Raw genomic sequence first — 20,529 nt, forward strand, 5'->3', positions numbered from 1 at the left:
CGATCGCAGCAGGTCGGCCTACTTCCTGACTTCCTGCTTGTGCGTGGACAGCGCTTCGGCCAGTCCGGGCACGGCATCGGCGCCTTCCGGCACGGTGATGCTGGAACCAGTGAAATCCTTGCCGATCGGTTCGGCGCGCCCGCCCAGGCATTTGCCGAGGAAGCCTTCGGCCACCGCGTTGAACGCCTTGCTGTTTTCCGGTCGCGCGAAACCGTGGCCCTCGTCGGGGAACAGCACGTAGGTGACCGGGATGTTCTTGGCCTTCATCGCCTTGACGATCTGGTCGCTCTCGTCCTGTTTCACGCGGGGGTCGTTGGCGCCCTGGCCGATCAGCAGCGGCTTGCTGATCCTGTCGACATGACTCAGCGGCGAGCGCTCGGCCAGAAGTTTCTTGCCGTCTTCGGTGCGCGGATCGCCGACGCGCTTGGCGAACTGTTCGAAGAACGACGCCCAGTATGGCGGAATCGTGCTCAGCAGGGTGTTGAGGTTGGACGGACCGACAATGTCGACGCCGCACTTGAACGTATCCGGCGTGAACGTAAGACCGACCAGCGTGGCGTAACCGCCATAGCTGCCGCCCATGATCGCGACCTGGTCCTTGGTGGTGACGCCTTGATCGACCGCCCAGTTCACCGCATCGACCAGGTCGTCGTGCATCTTCGCCGCCCATTCGCCGTCGCCGGCGTTGGTGAAGGCCTTGCCGAAGCCGGTCGAGCCACGGAAGTTGGTCGACAGCACCGCGTAGCCGCGATTGGCCAGCCACTGGTCCATGCTGCTGTAACCGTAGGCATCGCGGCCCCACGGGCCGCCGTGCACCAGCAGCACCATCGGCACCGGCTTGTCGGCCTTGCCGTCGTTGTCGGCATCGGCGCCCTTGGGCAGGGTGAGATAGCTGACCAGGTTCAGGCCGTCGCGCGACTTGATCTGTTGCGGCCACATCGGCACCAGCGGCTTGCCGTCCAGCGCCGGGCGAGCCGAGAACAGCTTCACCGGTTCGCCGCCGCGCTCATAGCGGTAGTACACGGTCGGCGCTTCGGCGGCGGAATAACCGACGATCCAGGTCTTGTCGTCGAGCGTCCGCGAGGTCACCGACACTTCACCGGGGCCGATCGCCTCGAGCTTCTTCAGGTCGGCGGCGATCGATGGATCGAACGGCTGCCATTCCTCCTTCAGGAAGTTCACCGCGACCGCCTGCACCTCTCCAGTTTTCGGGTCGCTCAGCGTGTTGCCGATGTCGGCCCGGGCGTCCTCATGCAGCAGTTTCTTCTCGCCGCGGGCGGTGTCGATGGCGAACAGTGCGGCGGTGTCGCGGCCGCGCGAGTCGACGTAGTACAGGGTCTTGCCGTCGGTGGTGTAGCCGGCCGGACTGGTGGTCAGTGAATCCTCGAACGGGATCTCGTCGACCTTGTTCCAGCCGCCCTTGCCGTCGGGCGCGAGCAGGTCCTGGCCGCCGTCGGGCCGCGACTTGAGCGCCATGCGCACCTGGTAGTCCGCATCGGTGAGGTAACCGGCGAAGGATTGCGTGTTCTTCTCGACCAGCGTGCGCTCGCCGCTGGCCAGGTCGACGCGATACAGGTCGTGCCATTGCGCGTCGCGATCGTTCATGCCGACCAGGATCGATTCCGGGTGCAGGTGGCTGACGCCGCCGATCTGCGCGCGCGTCTTCGGGAACGGGGTGAGGTCGCGCGACTGGCCCGACGCCAGGTCGACGCTGTAGAGGTGGAAATCCTCGTCGCCGCCGGTGTCGCGCAGGTACAGCAGCGTGTCCGGCCGGTAACTCCAGGCGTACATGCGGATGCCGCGCGCCTTGTCGTCGGTGACGGCGCGGGCCTTGCCAGGATCGTCGGCGGGCGCGACCCAGACGTTCAGCACGCCATCGACCGGCGCCAGCCAGCTCAGGTATTTGCCGTCGGGACTGATCTGCACGTTGGCGCGTTCGGGGTTGCCGAACAGCGCGTCGCGCGGAATCTGCTCCACTTCCGCAGTCGGTGCGGACGCGGTGGCGGCTGCGCCGGCCGCATTGGCCGCGGCATCGGGCGTTTTCTGGTCGCTGCAGGCCGACACGGCCAAGGCCAGGCTCGAGACAAGGACAAGATGGCGTGGTTGCACGGAATTCCTCCCCAGGTGATGGATCAGGACGCGAAGCGCGAAGTTAGCCGGAAGCCCGCGGGCAAGCGTTTGCAAGGCGTTAAGAACCGATGTCCGGCACGCTCGGTGACGAAACTCATTTGCCGCTGAGCAGGCGTTCGCCGACACCGCTGAAGCGCAGTCCGACCTGCGCGACGCGATCGTCGCGCAGACTGCGCACCACCAGCACCGCGCGACCCAGCGCGACGCTGTCGCCGACCTGCGCCTGTTCGTCGAAACGTTCATCGAACAGCTGCGCGGCGGTGCTGTTGGCGAAGCGTGCGGGGATCGCCAGGCCGTAGAACTTCGCCAGTTCTCCCAGCGGCACGTCGCCGGGCAGGGTGAAGCTGCCGAAGGTTTCGGTTTCCGAGGCGCGCGCGTCGTCGGCTTCGGCGAACAGCCAGTCCAGGCGCTGCGCACGTCCGCTGGGCGCCAGGAAGTAGGCGTAGTCGTCCGCCTTCAGCGCGCCGGTTTCGTCGGGCAGCAGCAGCCGACCTTCGCGCGCGACCATCACCAGGCGCACGCGGCCGGGCAGCGGCGCGCCATGCAGGATCGCGCTGGCGGCGGCGATGCGGTAGCCGACCATGTCGTAGTCGAGCTGGCCGGGCAGGTCCAGCTGGATGCGCCGGGTGTTGGGATCCGGACGCGGCACCGCCACGCCGAACAGATGCGCCGCGCGCGCCAGCGTCCAGCCCTGCACGATCAGCGACGCCAGCACCACGACGAAGGCGACGTTGAAGTACAGCCAGGCGTTGGGCAACTTGGCCAGCAGCGGGATCGAAGCCAGGAAGATGCCGACCGCCCCGCGCAGGCCGACCCAGGAGATGAAGCCGATCTCGGCCATGCGATAGCGGAACGGCAGCAGGCAGGCGGCCACCGCCAGCGGTCGCGCCACGAACATCAGGAACGCGGCCACGGCCAGCGCCGGCCACAGCACGTCGAGCAGCTTGTTCGGTGCCGCCAGCAGGCCCAGCAGCAGGAACATCGCCAGCTGCGCGAACCAGGTCGCCGCATCCTGCACCGACATCACTTCCGCGCGCGCGCGCACCGGCCGGTTGGCGACCACGATGCCGGCCAGGTACACCGCGAGATAACCGCTGCCGTAGATCAGGTTGGTCAGCGCGAACAGCGCGACGGCGCCGGCCAGCGCCAGCCACGGATGCAGGCCCGAGGGCAGGTTGTAGCGGTTCAGCGCCGCGACCAGCAGGCGGCCGCCGAAGTAGCCGATCGCAAGGCCGGCCGCCATCGCCCAGACCATGCTGATCGCGATCGCCCAGCCGCCGCCTTCGTGCGTGCCGCCGATCCACGTGGTCAGGCCGATGGTGAGGAACACCGCGACCGGATCGTTGGCGCCGGATTCGATTTCCAGGGTGGCGCCGGTGCGACGCTCCAGGTGCAGGCCGCCGGCGCGCAGCAGGAAGAACACGGCGGCGGCATCGGTCGAGGCCAGGATCGTGCCCAGCAGCAGCGCTTCCAGCGGCGGCAGATCAAGCAGTTTCGATGCGGCCAGCGCGGTGAGCGCCGCGGTGGCGATGACGCCGGCGGTGGCCAGCAGCAGCGCCGGCTTCACGCTGCCCTGGACCTGCGCGGCGCGCGTGCGCAGGCCACCGTCGAACAGGATGATCGCCAGCGCCAGCGAGCCGATCAGGAAGGTGAAGCGGGTGTCGGAATAACGGATGCCGCCGGGGCCATCCACGCCCAGCAGTAGGCCCAGCAGCAGGAACACCAGCAGCAGCGGCGCGCCGAACCGGCGCGCGAGCAGCGACGAGACGATGCCGGCCAGGATCAGCAGGGCGCCGCCGAGCAGCCGCAGGTCGATGGCGTGCAGGCTTTCCAGGAGGCGCGCTCCGCGGCGGGGGATGCCGCATCGTAGCCCAGGGTGGGTCCGGTCCCTTTACGGTTGGATCACGACTCGGTTCACGGCACGACGTCGCCTGCCCTGGCACGCGTGTCAGCGCGGTTGTCGCGGTACTGCCAGTTCGACCAGTTCCGCCGTCCAGTCTTCGGCGAAGGCCTGGCAGCGTTCGGCCAGGAATTCGCTGCGCTGCGCATGTGCGGCCACGACCGGATCGCTGGCGGCTTCGGCAAGTGTGGCGCGCCAGGCCGACAGTACGGCGTCCGGATCCGGATGCGCCCGCGCCAGCGCGCACAAGGCGATGCGCTGCACGTACAGCTGCGCCTGCAGGTCGCAGAGGGTCTGTTCGGTGATGCGGTCCATGTCGGGCACCCCTTCATTGCGCGATGAAGCTGCCCGGGCCCATGCCCGGGCAGCAGACGCGGCTTACGAGTTGCACCGAACCGACCTGGATGCGTCGTGGCGTCTTTTCCGGACGCTTGGGGATGACGATCTGCAGCACGCCGTTGTGGCCGGACGCGGTGATGCCGTCGGCGTCGGCGCTGTCGGGCAGGGCAAAGCGGCGATGGAAGCTGCCGTGGCGGCGTTCGATGCGCGAGAATCTTTCGGTTTCCAGCGTTTCCTCGCTTCGCCGCTCGCCCTTGATCGTCAACATGCCCTTGTCCATCTGCACTTCGATGTCCTGCGGGTCGACGCCGGGGATGTCGGCATACAGCACGAAACGCTGCGGCTCTTCCTTGATGTCCACGCGCGGTACCCACTGGCTGGTGACCACGGAAGACTCGTCCGCGGAATCCGTCTGGAACAGGCTCCCCTCGAACAGGCGGTCGAAGACTTGCTTGATCGGATCCAAGCCTTGGCCGGGCCGCTGGGGATAACGAACCATATTGTTCATGGCAAGGTCTCCTTTGGCTGAGGACGGTGGACGTCCGCCGTGGCAGATAGGCGCGCGTCCAAGGATTTCAAGAATTGCCGCAAGCGGTGCACGCGTGGCGTTGAAAAAAGATTCAGGATCCCGGCGTGCGTTCGCCGTCGGACGCGCCAGATCCGAGGCCTACGCTGCCAGTCGTGCCAGGCCGCGATCGAGGCGGCGATAGCCCAGCGCTTCGGTCAGGTGCGGGCTCAATATGAATTCGCTTTCGCCGAGGTCGGCGATGGTGCGCGCCACGCGCAGGATGCGGTGCATCGAGCGCGCGGACAGCTGCAACGCCTCGATCGCGCGCTCCAGCAGCAACTGGTCGCTGTCGGACAGCCGGCACGACACCGCCATCTCGGCCTGGCTCAATTGCGCATTCGGCTTGCCGGCGCGTCGTTGCTGCACTTCGCGCGCCTGTTCGACGCGGGCGCGCACGATCGCGCTGCTTTCGCCCGGTGCCGTGTCCGGGCGCAGGTCCGCCGGAGGCAGCCGCGGCACTTCCACGTGCAGGTCGATGCGATCCATCAACGGCCCGGAGATCTTCGCGCGATAGCGGCGGATGCTGTCTTCGCCACAGCGGCAACGCCCGCTGGGATCGCCGGCCCAGCCGCAGGGACAGGGATTCATCGCCGCCACCAGCTGGAATCGCGCCGGGAATTCGTTCTGCCGCGCCGCACGCGAAATCGTGACCACGCCCGATTCCAGCGGCTCGCGCAGCACTTCCAGCGCGCGCCGGTCCCACTCGGGCAGTTCGTCGAGGAACAGCACGCCGTGGTGCGCCAGCGAGATCTCGCCCGGGCGCGGCTGCGCGCCGCCGCCCACCAGCGCCACCGCACTGGCGGTGTGGTGCGGCGAACGGTAGGGGCGTTCGCGCCAGCGCGCAGGATCCAGTCCGCGGCCGCTGACCGACGCGATCGCCGCGGCCTGCAGTGCCTCGTCCTCGCTGGCTTCCGGCAACAGGCTTGGCAGGCGCGAGGCCAGCAGGGTCTTGCCGCAGCCGGGCGGGCCGATCAGCAGCAGATGGTGATTGCCGGCCGCGGCCACTTCCAGCGCGCGTCGCGCATGCGCCTGGCCGCGCACGTCTTCCATGTCCGGCCCGCGCGCACGTTGCGAGGCCGGCGCCAGCGCGCGCGGCAGCGGCTTGCTGCCGTTGAGCGCCGCGCAGACTTCCAGCAGCGTGCGTGCGGTATAGGCCTCGACATCCCTTGCCAGCGCCGCTTCGGCGCCGTTGCCCGGCGGCACGATCAGCTTGCGTCCGGCCTGCGCCGCGGCCAGCGCGGCCGGCAGCACGCCATCGACCAGGCGCAGTTCGCCGGTCAGGCCCAGCTCGCCGAGGAATTCATATCCATCCAGCGCATCGCGCGGGATCTGCCCGCTGGCGGCGAGGATGCCGATCGCGATTGGCAGGTCGAACCGGCCGCCATCCTTCGGTAGATCGGCCGGTGCCAGGTTGACGGTGATCACGCGCGCCGGGAATTCGAACTGGGCGCAGAGGATGGCGGCGCGCACGCGATCCTTGGCTTCGCGCACCGCCGCTTCCGGCAGGCCGACGATCGACATGCGCGGCACGCCGCCGGCCAGGTGCACTTCCACCTTGACCGCCGGCGCGGTCACGCCTGCGCGTGCGCGTCCATGCACCAGCGCGAGCGTCATGGCAGAGGACTAGTGCGACGACGCAGCGGCGCCGTCACCGGGCGCGCGCTGCGACTCCAGTTCGGCCACCGAGCGTTCCAGCGCTTCCAGTTTCTCGCGCGTGCGCAGCAGCACCGCGCGCTGCACGTCGAACTCTTCGCGCGTCACCAGGTCGAGCTTGGCCAGTCCGGTCTGCAGCACCGCCTTGAAATTCTCCTGCAGTTCCTCGCGGCTCTCGCGCAGACCCGGCGGCACCAGGCTGCTGAGGCGGCGGGCAAGTTCGTCGATGTGGTTGAGATCGATCATGGCGGCTAGGGTCCAGTCGTTTGGCGAGGGTGCGTCCAGCATGGGCCGGGCGACGCGGCGACGCCGTCGGCCGGAGCCGCGACGCGGGGTAGGAAAAATCCGATTATCCTGAGCCCGGATCAATGTCGCGATTACCGGGAGAAGTTCAGATGAAGATGGTCATGGCGATCATCAAGCCGTTCAAGCTCGACGACGTGCGCGAGGCGCTGGCCGAAGCCGGCGTGGCCGGCATCACCGTCACCGAGGTCAAGGGCTTCGGCCGCCAGAAAGGCCACACCGAGCTGTATCGCGGCGCCGAGTACGTAGTCGACTTCCTGCCCAAGATCAAGCTGGAAGTCGCCGTCACCGACGACCTGGTCGATGCGGTGACCGAGGCGATCATGAAAGCCGCCGGCACCGGCAAGATCGGCGACGGCAAGGTGTTCGTGTGGGACTTGGAGCGGGTGGTGCGAATACGGACTGGCGAGCTGGATGGCGATGCTTTGTAGGCTGGGTTGGCTTCATCAACCCAGCCTACAACCGACCTCTTCGTGCGAAGCTGGGTCGATGGAGCCGACCCAGCCTACGGGGCTATGTCATTCGCCGAGTGCGGCGGCAACGAACGGCGGCAGCGTCGACGCGCCGCGATGGATGTCGGCGCTGTAATACTTCGTGTTGAACATCTTCGCAGCCGCATCCTGCTGGCGGAAATCGAAGCCGCCGGACTTGCGCGCCAGCGTGCAGCTCCACCAGCCCGTCGGATAGCACGGCTGTGGGAACGGCAGGGTCTTGAACGTGATGAAGCCGGCCTTGCGCATCTCGCCGCGCATCTCCTTGATCAAATCCAGCAGCACCAGTGGTGATTCGGACTGCTGCACCAGGATGCCGTCGTCCTTCAGCGCGCGGAAGCAGGATTCGTAGAAGGCCTTGTTGAACAGGCCTTCGGCCGGGCCGACCGGATCGGTGGAATCGACGATCACGATGTCCAGGCTGCCTGGCGCAGCGTTCTTCATGTAGGCGATGCCATCGTCGAACAGCAGTTCGGCGCGCGGATCGTGGTTGGAATCGCACAGCTCGGGGAAATGCTTCTCCGCCATGCGCGTGACCTGTTCGTCGATGTCGCACTGCACCGCCTTGGCCACACCCGGATGCTTGAGTACCTCGCGCAGCGTGCCGCAGTCACCGCCGCCGATGATCACGACCTGCCTGGGGTCGGCGTGGGTGAACAGCGCCGGATGCGACATCATCTCGTGGTAAAGGAAATTGTCGCGCGTGGTCAGCATTACCGCACCGTCGATCAGCATCAGGTTGCCCCAGTCGGTGGTCTCGTAGATCTCGATCTTCTGGAAATCCGACTGCACCTCGTCGAGCTTGCGCGTGATGCGGTAGCCGATGGCCGAGCCGGCGGGTTCGAAGTTTTCGTATTTCCAGGTGGGGGCGGTCACGGCGGTTCCTTGGTTCTGCAAGCTGACGACATCGGGAAACGGGATTGTAACGAACCTCCGTGACAGCCCGTTCGCCTGCGGACGCTAGAATGCGCACTCTCCTCACGCATCCGGACCCACGCCCATGACTGCCTGGTCGCTCGACCAAGCCCGCAAGACCTATTCGATCCCGCACTGGGCGGAAGGTTATTTCGACGTCGACGGCAAAGGTCGCGTCGTGGTCAGTCCGAAGGGCCGCCAGGGCCCCGGCATCGTGCTGGCCGACGTGGTCAACGAGGCCATGGCCGCAGGCGCCAACATGCCGCTGCTGGTGCGCTTTCCCGACATCCTCGGCGATCGCCTCGCCAAGTTGCAGGCGGCGTTCGCGCAGGCGCAGCAGGACTGGAACTACGCCGGCGGCTACACCGCGGTGTATCCGATCAAGGTCAACCAGCATTACGGCGTGGCCGGCACGCTGGCCTCGCACGCCGGCGAAGGCTTCGGCCTGGAAGCCGGCAGCAAGCCGGAACTGATGGCGGTGCTGGCGCTGTCGCGACCGGGCGGCCTGATCGTCTGCAACGGCTACAAGGATCGCGAGTACATCCGCCTGGCGCTGATCGGCCGCAAGCTTGGCCTGCAGACGTACATCGTGGTCGAGAAACCTTCCGAACTGCCGCTGGTGATGCAGGAGGCCAAGGCACTCGGCGTGAAGCCCGGTCTGGGCGTGCGCATGCGGCTGGCCTCGCTGGGCGCGGGCAAATGGCAGAACAGTGGCGGCGACAAGGCCAAGTTCGGGCTCAGCCCGCGCCAGGTGCTGGACCTGTGGAAGTCGCTGCGCGACAGCGGCATGGCCGACTGCCTGGGCCTGCTGCATTTCCACATGGGCTCGCAGATCTCCAACGTGCGCGACATCGCCAACGGCATGCGCGAGGCGACGCGTTACTTCGTGGAGTTGTCGAAGCTGGGCGCGAAGATCTCGCATGTCGACGTCGGCGGCGGCCTAGGCATCGACTACGAAGGCACGCGTTCGCGCAGCTTCTGCTCGGTCAACTACGGCGTCGGCCAGTACGCGTCCAACATCGTGCAGCCGCTGGCCGAAGCCTGTGAGGCGAACGGCCTGGCACCGCCGCGGATCGTCACCGAATGCGGCCGCGCGATGACCGCGCACCATGCCGTGCTGGTGGCCAACGTGTCTGAAGTCGAACGCGCGCCGGAAGGGCGCGTGCCCGATGCGCACGACGACGAGCCGGCGGTGATCCGTCACCTGCGTGAGGTCCATGGCGACATCGATGCGCGGCCGGCGGTCGAGCTGTTCCAGGAAGCGCAGCATTTCCACGCCGAGGGCCTGGCGCTGTACGCGCTCGGTCAGATCGACCTCGCTCACCGCGCGCGCATCGACGACCTGTTCTACGCGATCGCGCATGCGGTGAAGTCGCGGCTGACCTACGACGAGAAAAGCCACCGCCCGCTGCTGGACGAACTCAACGAGCGGCTGGTCGACAAGTACTTCGTCAACTTCAGCGTGTTCGAGTCGATGCCGGACGTATGGGCGATCGACCAGGTGTTCCCGATCGTGCCGATCGAACGCCTCGACGAGGCACCGACGCGGCGCGGCATCATCGCCGACCTGACCTGCGATTCCGACGGCAAGATCGACACCTATGTGGAGAACGAGGACCTCGACAGTTCGCTGCCGCTGCACGAGTTGCGCAAGGGCGAGAGCTACAGGCTCGGCTTCTTCCTGGTCGGTGCCTACCAGGAGATCCTGGGCGACATCCACAACCTGTTCGGCGACACCGATGCGATCGAGGTCAAGGTTGCCGGCGATGGCCACGCGATCAGCCAGCAGCGGCGCGGCGACACGACCGACGTGATGCTGGACTACGTCGGCTACAAGCTCGTCGATCTGCGTCGCCGCTACAGGGCCATGGTCGGTGCCGTGGACATGGGCAAGGGCGAAGCTGAGCGCATCAACGAGGCGCTGGAGCGCGGGCTGACCGCCTATACCTACCTGAGCGACGAGCCGCTAGAGTAAGCGCGGGCAGCATGCATCGCGTCGGATGCGGCTTGCGACGGAAGACTGGCGCAGCTCAGGTGCGCGCGATCTGGAATCCGGCGAACGACTGGCTCACCGGCATCACTTCCAGCCGGTTGATGTTGAGGTGCACGGGGAGGTGGGCGACCCACCAGACCGACTCGGCGATGTCCTCGCCGGTGATCGGCTGCGCGCCTGCGTACAGCGTGTCGGACGCGGCCTGGTCGCCGCGGGTACGCACCAGGGTGAATTCTGTTTCTGCCAGCCCCGGCTCGATCGAGGTCACGCGCACGCCGGTGCCGTGCAGGTCGCTGCGCAGGCCCAGCGAAAACTGGGTGACGAAGGCCTTGGTCGCGCCGTAGACGTTGCCGCCGCTGTAGGGATAGGTCGCTGCGATCGAGCTGATGTTGACGATCGCGCCGCGGCGCTCGATCAGCGTCGGCAGCAGGCGATGGGTCAGCGTCGCCAGCGCGGTGATGTTGGTGTCGATCATCTGCCGCCATTGCGCCAGGTCGGCGCGCTGCGCCGGCGCGGTGCCGAGTGCGAGGCCGGCGTTGTTGACCAGCACGTCGATATCGCGGAAGCCGGAAGGCAGCGCTTCGATCGCCTGCACCATGGCATCGGCGTCGCGGATGTCGAAGGCCGCGGCGTGGATGCGGTCGGCGCCGAATTCGTCGACCAGCGACCGCAGCCGTTCGCCACGACGGCCGGTGGCGATCACGCGCCAGCCGGCACCGGCGAAACGGCGGACGATGGCGGCGCCGAAGCCGGAGGTGCCGCCGGTGACAAGGATGGTCTGGGTCATGCCGCGATTGTAGGGCCAGCGGCGTCATGCAAGGCAGCGCGCATTGTGCAACGGAACCATCGATGTGCGTGGCTGCGATCGTTGCCATGTCGATAACACGCGTGGCGCAACGGCGAAGACATCGGCGGCGCAACGCCCGCCTAATCCGATCCGCCCTTCTTCGCGCCCTTCTTCGCGGCCGGCTTATCGGACGGCGTTGCCGGCGCTTTCTCGGCCTTGCTCTCGGCCGGCTTGCGCTTGCGGCCGGTCGAATTCTTGCCGCTGGTGCGCGTCTTGGTGGCGCGGTGCTTCTTCAGCATGTCCTCGGCCAGCACCACGTCCTCGGACAGGATGCCGGCGGCCTTGGCGATGGCGATGCGCGCCTCGGCCTTGCTCTCGCTGGGATTGGCCAGCAGCAGTTCGCGGATCGCATCGCGCAGCGCGGCCTCGGCATTGCGCTTCAGGCGCAGGTTGTCGCCCTGCCTGAACAGGCTCATCAGGGCGTCGACGACGGGTTTGATCAGTGCGGCTTCGATCGGCATGGCGGTTCCCTCCCTAGGGAAGGCATTGTGCGCCGGCGGCTTCTCACCGATCGCGACCGGATCGGGCGTCGGTCGCAGTCCGCGAATCGAGCGGATTCCGCTCGCAGTCCTGAGCCGTGAGACAGACATCCGCTGGAGATGGGAGGGAGGCAGGCCATGCCCGCCATCGCGACTTCGTGTCGATGCAGCGGCGGAGCAAGCCCCGCCCTGCATGACGCGCTCAGTCTTCCGAATCGTCTTCGGGTTTCGGACGCTTCTGCGCGAACAGCCAGTCGCGCCACCAGGTGCCGAAGATCACGTCGCCGGGAATGCGATGGTCGAGGCCTTCGTACTCGCGCAGGCGCACGGCTTCGCCGCCCTGGGCGCGGATGCGCGCGACCATGGCGCGATCCGAATCGATCGGGTTTTCGCTGTCGGCATCGCCATGCAGCACCCACAGCGGCACGTTGCCCAGGCGCGCGGCTTCAGCGCGATCCGGTGCGATGCCGGACACCGGCATCGCCGCGGCGAACAGGTCCGGGCGCAGCAGTGGCGACAACCAGGCCGACGAGCCACCCATCGAGAAACCGGTGACGTAGATGCGGCGCGGATCGATGGCGCGTTCGGCGACCAGGCTGTCGACCAGTTCCAGCGCCGCGGACAGGGCCGGCGTGGCGCGCGCGGACTGCGGCGCCTGTGCGTTGTCATACTCGGCGCTGCGGCTGGGGAACTGCGGCACCAGCACGTAGGCCGGATAGCGCGTGCGCAGTTCCGGCGAGGCCCACGCCAGCGCGAAGCCATTGAGCTGGCTGCGGTTGTCTTCGCCGATGGCACCGGAGCCATGCAGCACCAGCACCAGCGGATAGCGTTCGTCCGGATCCGCGCCGGCCGGTGCCAGCAGGCGGTACGGGATACGGGTGCCGTTGCGCGAACTGAACTCGCCGGCGATGAACTCGTCGCCGGGCAAGGCTTGCAGCACCGCAGGATCGATGCTGGGAACGGTGGCGACGCGCTCCACGCCGGTGTCGGTGGCGCAGCCGCCCATCAACAGGCAAGCCAGCAGCGTCAGGCCGCGCAGGCGCGGCGTCGAAAGAATTCTGGACATGGATTATTGCGCCTTGATTGCCATTGCCGGCAAGCCGCCGTTGCCGAGCTTGCCTTTTGCTTCCGCCAGTTCGGACGCTGAGCCGTAAGGCCCCATGCGCACGCGGTAGACGGTCTTGCCACCGATCGAGGCCGATTCGACGCGTGCGTTGAGACCCAGCAGCGCGATCCTGGCCTTGAGCGCCTCGGCATCGCCGGACGCACCGAATGCGCCGGCCTGCAGCATGTAGCGCGCGCTGTTGTCGCTGCTGGCAGCGGCGGGCGTGGTTGCGGTTGCGGTGGTCACGCTTGAGGTCGCCACCGTCGCCGTGGTGGCCGGTGCGTCGTTAGCCGCGGCGTTCGTGGCCGGCGGCGTGGTGGCATTAGCGCGGCGCTGGCGTGCTTCCTCCTCGCGCGCGGTCGCGGCGAGTTCGGCGTCGGACATCTTGACTTCCTTGCCGGGCAGCAAGGTGTAGAAGTCGTAGTCGGATTCCGGCGCGGCTTCGCCCGGCTTGGTGGCCTCCTCGTTGCCGGCGGCGATGCCTTCCGGCACCACGGCGTCGTTGCCGTCGTCGCTGCTGGCCGCTGCCGGCTGCGCGTCCGGGTTGGGCTTGGGACGGAAGAAACCGTCCTTGCCGTCGGACTTGAGCAGCTTCGGCGCGAACAGGACCACGCCGATGGTCAGCACCACGCCCAGGATCATCCAGGCCCAGCCGGGAATGCCGTTGCCGTTGTTGCGCTTCGCCTGTGTTTTGCCGCGTCTTGCTGCCACTTACATGCTCTCCGGGGCGCTCACGCCCAGCAAATCCAGCCCATTCGCCAGGACCTGGCGGGTTGCCACGGCCAGGGCCAGACGCGCATCGCGCGTATCGGTATTGTCCACCAGCACCGGCGTGGCGTGATACCAGGTGTGGAAGGCGTTCGCCAGTTCACGCAGGTAAACCGATACCAGGTGCGGTTCCAGCACTTCGGCGGCGGTCTCCACGACTTCCGGGTAACGCGACAGTTCGACCATCAGCGCCTGCGAGGCGTCGTCGTCGAGCAGGCCCAGCCGCGCCAGCCCGTTCGCCTGGTCGTAGGCGAAGCCCTTCTCGCCGGCCTGGCGCAGCAGGCTGCAGACGCGGGCGTGCGCGTACTGCACGTAGAACACCGGGTTGTCGTTGCTCTGCTGGCGCGCCAGGTCGATGTCGAAGGTCAGCTGCGAATCGGGCTTGCGTGCGATCAGGAACCAGCGCGTGGCGTCGCGCCCGGCTTCCTCGATCAGGTCGCGCAGCGTGAAATAACTGCCGGCACGCTTGCTGAGTTTCACTTCCTCGCCGCCGCGCATCACCGTGACCATCTGGTGCAGCACGTACTCCGGATAGCCGGCCGGGATGCCGGCGTCGAGCGCCTGCAGGCCGGCCTTGACCCGCATCAGCGAGCCGTGGTGGTCGGCGCCCAGTTCGGTGATCGCGCGCACGTAGCCGCGCTGCCATTTGCTCAGGTGATAGGCCACGTCCGGCACGAAATAGGTGTAGGTGCCGTCGGACTTGCGCATCACGCGGTCCTTGTCGTCACCGAAATCGGTGCTGCGCAGCCACAGCGCGCCGCCTTCCTCGTAGGTGTGGCCGTGGGCGACCAGTTCGCGCACGGTTTCTTCGACCTTGGCGTCGGCATACAGCGACGATTCGAGGAAGTAGACGTCGAAGTTGACGCCGAACGCGGCCAGGTCGAGGTTCTGCTCGCGGCGCAGGTAGGCCACGGCGAAACGGCGGATCGCGTCGAAGTCGCCGGCATCCTTCGCGCCGGTTTCGGAATGGCCTTCGAACTCGACGGTCTCGCCATTGAGATAGGCGCTGGCGACATCGGCGATGTAGTCGCCGCGATAACCATCGGCCGGCCAGCCGGCGTCGTCCGGGGCCAGGCCCTGCGCGCGCGCCTGCACCGACTTGGCCAGATTCTCGATCTGCACGCCGGCATCGTTGTAGTAGAACTCGCGCGTCACCGCCCAGCCGTTGGCGTCCAGCACGCGCGCGATGCAGTCGCCGATTGCCGCGGCGCGGCCGTGGCCGACGTGCAGCGGGCCGGTCGGATTGGCCGACACGTATTCGACGCCGGCGCACACGCCCTGGCCCGAACCGTTGCGACCGTAATGGTGGCCAGCGGCGATCACCTTGCCGACCTCGCGCTGGTAGGCCGCCGGCGACAGGTGGAAATTGATGAAGCCCGGCCCGGCGATCTCTACCTTCGCAATGTCGTCGGACGCCGGCAGTGCCTCGACCAGCTGCTGCGCCAGCGCGCGCGGATTGCTGCGCGCGACCTTGGCCAGCACCATCGCCGCGTTGCTGGCGAAATCGCCGTGGCCGCGATCCTTGGGGCGCTCGACGACGAAATCGGGCGTGTCGGCATCGGCCGGCAACGTGCCGGTCGTGCGCAGGTGGGCGATGCCCTGTTCGATCAGAGCGCGGAGCGGGGCTTTCACATTGAGAACTTGCAGCGAGGGGGGGGCTTATTCTAGGTTCTTATGGGTTTTTTGGGTTTTTTGGGTTTTTGGGTTCTGCGGTTCTGGGGTTCTGTGCCGTAGGGTGGTTATCAGGCCGTGGAGTGGGCTGGCGACGCGACTCAGGGCGATCCGCGCAGGGGCGAGTGTTTCGGCGGACATGTATCCGATCCGTTCCACTACCAGCAGCAGGGTGGTCAGTTCGGCGAGGGAGCCTTTGGCGATGGCCAGATACTGCAGGAATTCCTTTCGGTGCTGGCGAGCCTGTCCTTCCGCGATGTTGGCCGGTATTGAAACGACCGCACGTCGCAGCTGGTCACCCAAGGCATAAGTTTCTTCCTTGGGCAACGCGCGGGCGACGGCATACACCGCAGGCACCAGATCCATGGCGCGCTGCCAGACCACCAGATCGCGATACCCCTTCACCTCATCCCACCCCATAGCCCAACAACCCAACAACCCAACAACCACCCTCACACCCACCCCCGCGCCGCCAGCGATACCGGCGGCCCATCGGCAATCACGAAATGATCGAGCAGGCGCACGTCCACCAGCGCCAGCGCCTGCTTCAGGCGCGCTGTGACGGCGCGGTCGGCGGCACTGGGCTCGGGATTGCCGCTGGGATGGTTGTGGCCGACGATCACCGCGGCAGCGTTGAACGCCAGCGCGCGGCGGGCGACTTCGCGCGGATGGACTTCGGCGCCGTCGACGGTGCCGCGGAACAGTTCCTCGAAGGCGATCGCGCGATGACGCGTATCCAGGAACAGCGCGGCGAACACTTCATGCGGATGCTGGCGCAGGCGTTGCGCGAAATAGCGGCCCGCGGCAGCCGGATCGGTCAGCGCATCGCCGCGCTCCAGCGCGCTGGCGAGATGGCGGTTGCCCAGTTCCAGCGCGGCGGCCAGGGCGCAGACGCGCGCCGGACCCAAGCCCGGCAGTTTTGCCAACTGCGCGGGCGGACGTTCGAGCAGGGTGCGCAGCGGGCCGTGCTGCGCCAGCAGGTCGCGCGCGGTGGCGACCGCGTCGCGGCCGCGCAGGCCGGAGCCGAGGAAGATCGCCAGCAGTTCGGCGTCCGACAGCGCGGATGCGCCGCGGGCCAGCAGTTTTTCGCGGGGACGTTCGGAGGCGGGCCAGTCGCGGATGTGCATGGGGGTCGGGATTCGTGATTGGTGATTCGTGATTAGGAAGAGCGGCGGCGGGGTCGACGCGTATTGCGACGGTGCGATTCACCTTAGTGACTGCGTGGCCGCCACGGCATCGGGCGGTGGCGACCCTTCGGGTAAGCTAGAGCCCTCATTCGGCGTAGGAAAACTCCCAGCGTGGCTGCTCTGTCCGGACAACGCGTGTTGCTGTGCGTCTGCGGCGGCATCGCCGCCTACAAGGCGGTCGAACTGGTGCGTCGGCTGCGCGATGCCGGCGCGTCGGTGCGCGTGGCGATGACCGAGGGCGCGCAGCATTTCGTCGGCACCGCCAGCTTCCAGGCGGTGTCGGGCGAGGTGGTACGCACTTCGTTGTGGGACGCCGCGGCCGAGGCGGCGATGGGCCATCTCGAGCTGGCGCGCTGGGCCGACCGCATCGTGGTGGCGCCGGCCACCGCCGATACCCTCGCCAAGCTCGCGCATGGCTTCGCCGACGACTTGGTCACCACCCTGTGCCTGGCCACGACCGCGCCGATCACGGTGGCGCCGGCGATGAACCACCGCATGTGGCTGCATCCGGCGACACAGGCCAACATGGCCACGCTGCAGGATCGTGGCGTGCAGGTGATCGGCCCCGACGACGGTCCGCTGGCCGAAGGCGAATCCGGACCCGGGCGCATGAGCGAGCCGGACGCGATCGTCGCGGCGCTGGCCTCGCAGGGCGGCGCATGACCGCAGCGGTGTCCCTCGCCGGCCTGCGCATCGTGGTCAGTGCCGGGCCGACCTTCGAGGACATCGATCCGGTGCGCTTCATCGGCAACCGCAGCAGCGGCAAGATGGGCTTCGCGATCGCCGCCGCCGCCGCGCGTCGCGGTGCGCAGGTAGTGCTGGTCGCCGGTCCGGTGCATCTGGATACGCCGGCCAGCGTGCAGCGGATCGACGTACGCTCGGCCACGCAGCTGCGCGATGCGGTGATCGCCGCGCTGCCGGCCGACGTCTACATCGGTGCGGCCGCCGTCGCCGACTACGCGCCGCGTGCGATCGCTGGCAACAAGATCAAGAAATCCGCCGACATCCTGACCCTGGAACTGGTGCGCACGCCCGACACGCTGGCCGAAGTGTCGGCTTCGCCGTCGCGGCCGCGCTGCGTGGTCGGCTTCGCCGCCGAAACCGAAAACATCGAAGCGCACGCGCGCGGCAAGCTGCAGAAGAAGAACCTCGACCTGATCGCCGCCAACCGCGTCGGCGTGGCCGGCAGCGGTTTCGAGAGCGACGACAACGCGCTCACCGTGTACTCGCGCGACGGCGTGCAGGCACTGGGTCCGGCGCCGAAAACGCAGCTGGCCGACGAATTGCTGACCCTGATCGCGGAGCGCCTGCACGCATGAACCCGACCATCGAAGCCGATCCGCGCGTGTCGCATCCGCTGGAAGTGAAGCTGCTCGATCCGCGCTTCGGCGACGAATGGCCGCTGCCTGCCTACGCCACGCTGGCCAGTGCCGGCCTCGACCTGCGCGCAGCGCTCGACGCACCGCTGACGCTGTCGCCAGGCGACGCGGCGCTGGTGCCGAGCGGGCTGGCGATCCACCTCGCCGATCCGGGCCTGTGCGCGGTGGTGTTGCCGCGCTCCGGACTGGGCCATCGCCACGGCATCGTGCTGGGCAACGGCACCGGTCTGATCGATGCCGACTACCAGGGGCCGCTGCTGATCAGCCTCTGGAACCGTGGCCGCGAGGCTTTTACGATGCAACCGGGGGATCGCATCGCCCAGTTGGTGGTGCTGCCGGTGGTGCGCGTGGCATTGCAGGTGGTGGAAGGTTTCGCCAGCAGCGCGCGTGGCGAAGGCGGCTTTGGCCATACCGGCGTGCGTTGACAGGGGAAAACCGATGACCGATTCCGAAGCGCGTCGCTTCAAGCTCGATGGTGCCGCCACGCGGCCCGCATTGCCGTGGCTGATGGCGGCGCTGGCCGTGCTGGCGCTGTGGCTGGGGTGGTCCGGCGTGCAGCAGATGCGCGATGGCGCCAGCCTGCAATCGCTGACCGCGCAGCGCGATGCTGCTGCCGCGGAGGTGGCGGAGATCGTCGGCCGCGAAACGCGGCACCTGAGCGACAAGCTCGGCCAGACCGCGATCCAGACCGCGCTGCAGGCCAACGACCTGGATACCGCGGCGGCACGCATCGGCGCCGGCTGGAACGGCGTGCAGCGCGTCGAGGTGCTGCCACCGGACCTGCACGTCGCCTATGACAACCTGCCCAAGACCGGGTACGGACGCCTTGCCGCGGCCGAAGCCGCGCTGGGCAAGCAGGCCGCCGTGGCGCGCGTGGCCGCGGACAAGGGCGCGCCGCGCCTGGTGGTCGCCGCGCCGGCCAAGGTCGGCGCGCGCACCGTCGGCGTGGTGCTGGTGCAGTTTCCGCTGACTACGCTGACTGCCGGCCTGGCCGAGGCCGGCGTCGACGACGACAACTATCTTGCCCTGCGCCAGGGCAGCTACACCGTGCTCGCGCGCGGCGACGACGCATTGGGGAACAGCGCCGAAGCGCTCGCGGCGAAGGTGCCGAACAGCGACTTCCGCATCGCCGCCGCGGTGCCCGATACCGTCGCCGGACCATGGGGGCTGGCCGCCGTTCCCTGCCTGGTGCTGGCGCTGGTGCTGGCGTCGCTGGCGCTGACCCTGTGGCTGGTCTGGCGCCGCACCGATCCGGCGCGTGCGCCCACAGTGGATGCCGAAGAACAGCCGACGCTGGCGCAGGCGCTGGAGACCACCCCCGTCGACCCCGACCGCAAGGTGATTGAAGTGAAGGAAGCCCCCAAACGCGCCCCGGTGATGATCGATCGCGGCATCTTCCGCGCCTACGACATCCGTGGCGTGGTCGGCGAGACGCTGGACATCGGCGTCGCTGAACTGATCGGTCACGCCATCGGTTCGGCGATGCACGACCAGGGACTGGAAGACATCGCCGTCGGCCGCGATGGCCGCCTGTCCGGACCGGACATGGTCGGCGGCCTGATCGCCGGCCTGCGCCGCGCCGGGCGCAACGTCATCGACGTCGGCCTGGCGCCGACGCCGCTGATCTACTTCGCCGCCTATCACCTGCGCACCGGCAGTGCGGTGGCGGTGACCGGCAGCCATAACCCGCCGGACTACAACGGCTTCAAGATCGTGATCGGCGGCGAGACGCTGTCCGGCGACGCGATCACCGACCTGTATGCGCGCATCGCCGACGGCCGCCTGCACGAAGCGGCCACGCCGGGCACCCTGAACCAGCGCGACGTCAGTGACGACTACGTCAGCCGCGTCGCCTCCGACGTGCAGATCGACCGCCGCCTGAAAGTCGTGGTCGACGCCGGCAACGGCGCTGCCGGCGAACTCGGCCCGCGTGTGCTGGAAGCGATCGGTGCCGATGTCGTGCCGCTGTATTGCGAGATCGACGGCACTTTCCCCAATCACCACCCGGATCCGAGCGAGCCGCACAACCTCGAAGACCTCAGGCGCATGGTCGAACGCCTCGATGCGGACCTCGGCATCGCCTTCGACGGCGACGGCGACCGCCTCGGCGTGATCACCCGCGATGGCCACAACATCTTCCCCGACCGCCTGCTGATGCTGTTTGCCGCCGACGTGCTGGAACGCAATCCTGGTGCGGTGATCGTGTACGACGTCAAATGCACCGGCGCGCTGTCGTCGTACATCCTGCGCCACGGCGGCAGTCCGTTGATGTGGAAGACCGGGCACTCGCTGATCAAGGCCAAGATGCGCGAGACCGAGGCCGAGCTGGCCGGCGAGATGAGCGGCCACTTCTTCTTCAAGGAACGCTGGTTCGGTTTCGATGACGGCATCTATTCGGCCGCACGGCTGCTGGAGATCCTCGGTCGTCGCGAGGAAACGCCGGACCAGGTGTTCGCCACGATCCCCGAAGGCCTGTCCACGCCGGAGCTGAAAGTGCCGGTGGCCGACCCGCATGCCTTCGTCGAGCGTTTCGTCGCCGCCGGAGAATTCGAGGGCGCGCGCGTGTCGACCATCGACGGCCTGCGCGCCGACTGGCCCGATGGCTGGGGCCTGGTGCGCGCATCCAACACCACCCCGATCCTGGTGCTGCGCTTCGAGGCCAATGACGCGCAAACGCTGCAACGCATCCAGAACGCATTCCGCGAACGGCTGCTGGGATTGGACGCGGGGCTGGCGCTGCCGTTCTAGCGGCGACGGTGGCCGGCTTCGCTGTTGAGGGGCGGTGTTATCTCGTCTTTGTC

The 20,529-nt window shown here is 67.8% G+C and carries 18 protein-coding genes and 1 pseudogene; 5 read left to right on the forward strand and 14 right to left on the reverse strand.

Going from position 1 to position 20,529, the window contains the following annotated elements:
• Window positions 1-18: 18 nt before the first annotated feature.
• From IP90_RS00395 to ubiK, 6 genes are all read right to left on the reverse strand, one after another.
• Window positions 19-2,109, reverse strand: coding sequence for a S9 family peptidase (locus IP90_RS00395; protein ID WP_242007432.1), 2,091 nt, complete (start codon window positions 2,107-2,109; stop codon window positions 19-21).
• A gap of 115 nt (window positions 2,110-2,224) precedes the next feature.
• Complete coding sequence (locus tag IP90_RS16810; protein ID WP_144897557.1) at window positions 2,225-3,988, reverse strand: potassium/proton antiporter; 1,764 nt, start codon at window positions 3,986-3,988, stop codon at window positions 2,225-2,227.
• Between the two features lie 90 nt (window positions 3,989-4,078).
• The gene (locus tag IP90_RS00405; RefSeq protein WP_144897558.1) at window positions 4,079-4,345 is read right to left on the reverse strand and encodes a hypothetical protein; all 267 of its coding nucleotides are present in this window, start codon (window positions 4,343-4,345) and stop codon (window positions 4,079-4,081) included.
• A gap of 13 nt (window positions 4,346-4,358) precedes the next feature.
• Window positions 4,359-4,877, reverse strand: coding sequence for an Hsp20/alpha crystallin family protein (locus tag IP90_RS00410; RefSeq protein WP_144897560.1), 519 nt, complete (start codon window positions 4,875-4,877; stop codon window positions 4,359-4,361).
• 159 nt (window positions 4,878-5,036) lie between these two features.
• Complete coding sequence (locus tag IP90_RS00415) at window positions 5,037-6,551, reverse strand: YifB family Mg chelatase-like AAA ATPase (protein WP_144897562.1); 1,515 nt, start codon at window positions 6,549-6,551, stop codon at window positions 5,037-5,039.
• Window positions 6,552-6,560: 9 nt separating this feature from the next.
• Window positions 6,561-6,836 (reverse strand): ubiquinone biosynthesis accessory factor UbiK, encoded by a 276-nt coding sequence (gene ubiK / locus IP90_RS00420; RefSeq protein ID WP_144897564.1) that lies wholly within the window; start codon window positions 6,834-6,836, stop codon window positions 6,561-6,563.
• 149 nt (window positions 6,837-6,985) lie between these two features.
• On the opposite strand from ubiK, the gene IP90_RS00425 reads away from it, so the two are divergent.
• The gene (locus tag IP90_RS00425) at window positions 6,986-7,324 is read left to right on the forward strand and encodes a P-II family nitrogen regulator (protein ID WP_144897566.1); all 339 of its coding nucleotides are present in this window, start codon (window positions 6,986-6,988) and stop codon (window positions 7,322-7,324) included.
• Between the two features lie 87 nt (window positions 7,325-7,411).
• Here the strand turns inward: IP90_RS00425 and speE are convergent, their stop codons facing one another.
• Window positions 7,412-8,260, reverse strand: coding sequence for a polyamine aminopropyltransferase (speE, locus tag IP90_RS00430; RefSeq protein ID WP_144897568.1), 849 nt, complete (start codon window positions 8,258-8,260; stop codon window positions 7,412-7,414).
• Window positions 8,261-8,384: 124 nt separating this feature from the next.
• Between speE and speA the strand changes: the two genes are divergently transcribed.
• Window positions 8,385-10,274, forward strand: a complete 1,890-nt coding sequence (gene speA, locus IP90_RS00435; protein ID WP_144897570.1) for an arginine decarboxylase — start codon at window positions 8,385-8,387, stop codon at window positions 10,272-10,274.
• Window positions 10,275-10,329: 55 nt separating this feature from the next.
• On the opposite strand, the gene IP90_RS00440 is transcribed toward speA, so the two are convergent.
• The 7 genes from IP90_RS00440 to radC form a co-directional block, all read right to left on the reverse strand.
• Window positions 10,330-11,079: an SDR family NAD(P)-dependent oxidoreductase gene (locus IP90_RS00440; RefSeq protein WP_144897572.1), complete on the reverse strand. Its 750-nt coding sequence runs from the start codon at window positions 11,077-11,079 to the stop codon at window positions 10,330-10,332.
• A gap of 140 nt (window positions 11,080-11,219) precedes the next feature.
• Complete coding sequence (locus tag IP90_RS00445) at window positions 11,220-11,600, reverse strand: hypothetical protein (RefSeq protein ID WP_144897574.1); 381 nt, start codon at window positions 11,598-11,600, stop codon at window positions 11,220-11,222.
• A gap of 220 nt (window positions 11,601-11,820) precedes the next feature.
• A complete protein-coding gene (locus tag IP90_RS00450) occupies window positions 11,821-12,684 on the reverse strand; it encodes a carboxylesterase family protein (RefSeq protein WP_144897576.1) in 864 nt (287 codons plus the stop codon).
• Window positions 12,685-12,687: 3 nt separating this feature from the next.
• Window positions 12,688-13,434, reverse strand: a complete 747-nt coding sequence (locus IP90_RS00455) for an SPOR domain-containing protein (RefSeq protein WP_144897577.1) — start codon at window positions 13,432-13,434, stop codon at window positions 12,688-12,690.
• Window positions 13,435-15,123, reverse strand: a complete 1,689-nt coding sequence (gene argS, locus IP90_RS00460; RefSeq protein WP_144897579.1) for an arginine--tRNA ligase — start codon at window positions 15,121-15,123, stop codon at window positions 13,435-13,437.
• Between the two features lie 27 nt (window positions 15,124-15,150).
• Entirely contained in the window at window positions 15,151-15,567 is a 417-nt protein-coding gene (locus IP90_RS00465) for a four helix bundle protein (protein ID WP_206751898.1), read from the reverse strand.
• Between the two features lie 47 nt (window positions 15,568-15,614).
• Entirely contained in the window at window positions 15,615-16,289 is a 675-nt protein-coding gene (radC, locus tag IP90_RS00470; RefSeq protein WP_144897583.1) for a RadC family protein, read from the reverse strand.
• A gap of 195 nt (window positions 16,290-16,484) precedes the next feature.
• On the opposite strand from radC, the pseudogene coaBC reads away from it, so the two are divergent.
• The 3 genes and pseudogenes from coaBC to IP90_RS00485 all read left to right on the forward strand — a co-directional run bounded on the left by coaBC (window position 16,485) and on the right by IP90_RS00485 (window position 20,476).
• Window positions 16,485-17,668: pseudogene (gene coaBC / locus IP90_RS00475) on the forward strand (bifunctional phosphopantothenoylcysteine decarboxylase/phosphopantothenate--cysteine ligase CoaBC).
• Window positions 17,665-18,153, forward strand: coding sequence for a dUTP diphosphatase (dut, locus tag IP90_RS00480; protein ID WP_199753359.1), 489 nt, complete (start codon window positions 17,665-17,667; stop codon window positions 18,151-18,153). The pseudogene coaBC and the gene dut overlap by 4 nt, the downstream one beginning before the upstream one ends.
• 13 nt (window positions 18,154-18,166) lie before the next feature.
• Entirely contained in the window at window positions 18,167-20,476 is a 2,310-nt protein-coding gene (locus IP90_RS00485; protein WP_144897585.1) for a phosphomannomutase/phosphoglucomutase, read from the forward strand.
• Window positions 20,477-20,529 lie beyond the last annotated feature (53 nt).

The sequence above is a fragment of the Luteimonas cucumeris genome (genome assembly GCF_007830035.1).
GTDB classification, from domain to species: domain Bacteria; phylum Pseudomonadota; class Gammaproteobacteria; order Xanthomonadales; family Xanthomonadaceae; genus Luteimonas_C; species Luteimonas_C cucumeris.

Coding starts and splice junctions, on each gene's coding strand:
- speA (WP_144897570.1), top strand. CDS start 8,385: ATGACTGCCTGGTCGCTCGACCAAGCCCGCAAGACCTATTCGATCCCG.
- dut (WP_199753359.1), top strand. CDS start 17,665: ATGAACCCGACCATCGAAGCCGATCCGCGCGTGTCGCATCCGCTGGAA.
- radC (WP_144897583.1), bottom strand. CDS start 16,289: ATGCACATCCGCGACTGGCCCGCCTCCGAACGTCCCCGCGAAAAACTG.
- IP90_RS00445 (WP_144897574.1), bottom strand. CDS start 11,600: ATGCCGATCGAAGCCGCACTGATCAAACCCGTCGTCGACGCCCTGATG.
- IP90_RS00415 (WP_144897562.1), bottom strand. CDS start 6,551: ATGACGCTCGCGCTGGTGCATGGACGCGCACGCGCAGGCGTGACCGCG.
- ubiK (WP_144897564.1), bottom strand. CDS start 6,836: ATGATCGATCTCAACCACATCGACGAACTTGCCCGCCGCCTCAGCAGC.
- IP90_RS00440 (WP_144897572.1), bottom strand. CDS start 11,079: ATGACCCAGACCATCCTTGTCACCGGCGGCACCTCCGGCTTCGGCGCC.
- IP90_RS00425 (WP_144897566.1), top strand. CDS start 6,986: ATGAAGATGGTCATGGCGATCATCAAGCCGTTCAAGCTCGACGACGTG.
- IP90_RS00405 (WP_144897558.1), bottom strand. CDS start 4,345: ATGGACCGCATCACCGAACAGACCCTCTGCGACCTGCAGGCGCAGCTG.
- IP90_RS00410 (WP_144897560.1), bottom strand. CDS start 4,877: ATGAACAATATGGTTCGTTATCCCCAGCGGCCCGGCCAAGGCTTGGAT.
- IP90_RS00485 (WP_144897585.1), top strand. CDS start 18,167: ATGACCGATTCCGAAGCGCGTCGCTTCAAGCTCGATGGTGCCGCCACG.
- IP90_RS00450 (WP_144897576.1), bottom strand. CDS start 12,684: ATGTCCAGAATTCTTTCGACGCCGCGCCTGCGCGGCCTGACGCTGCTG.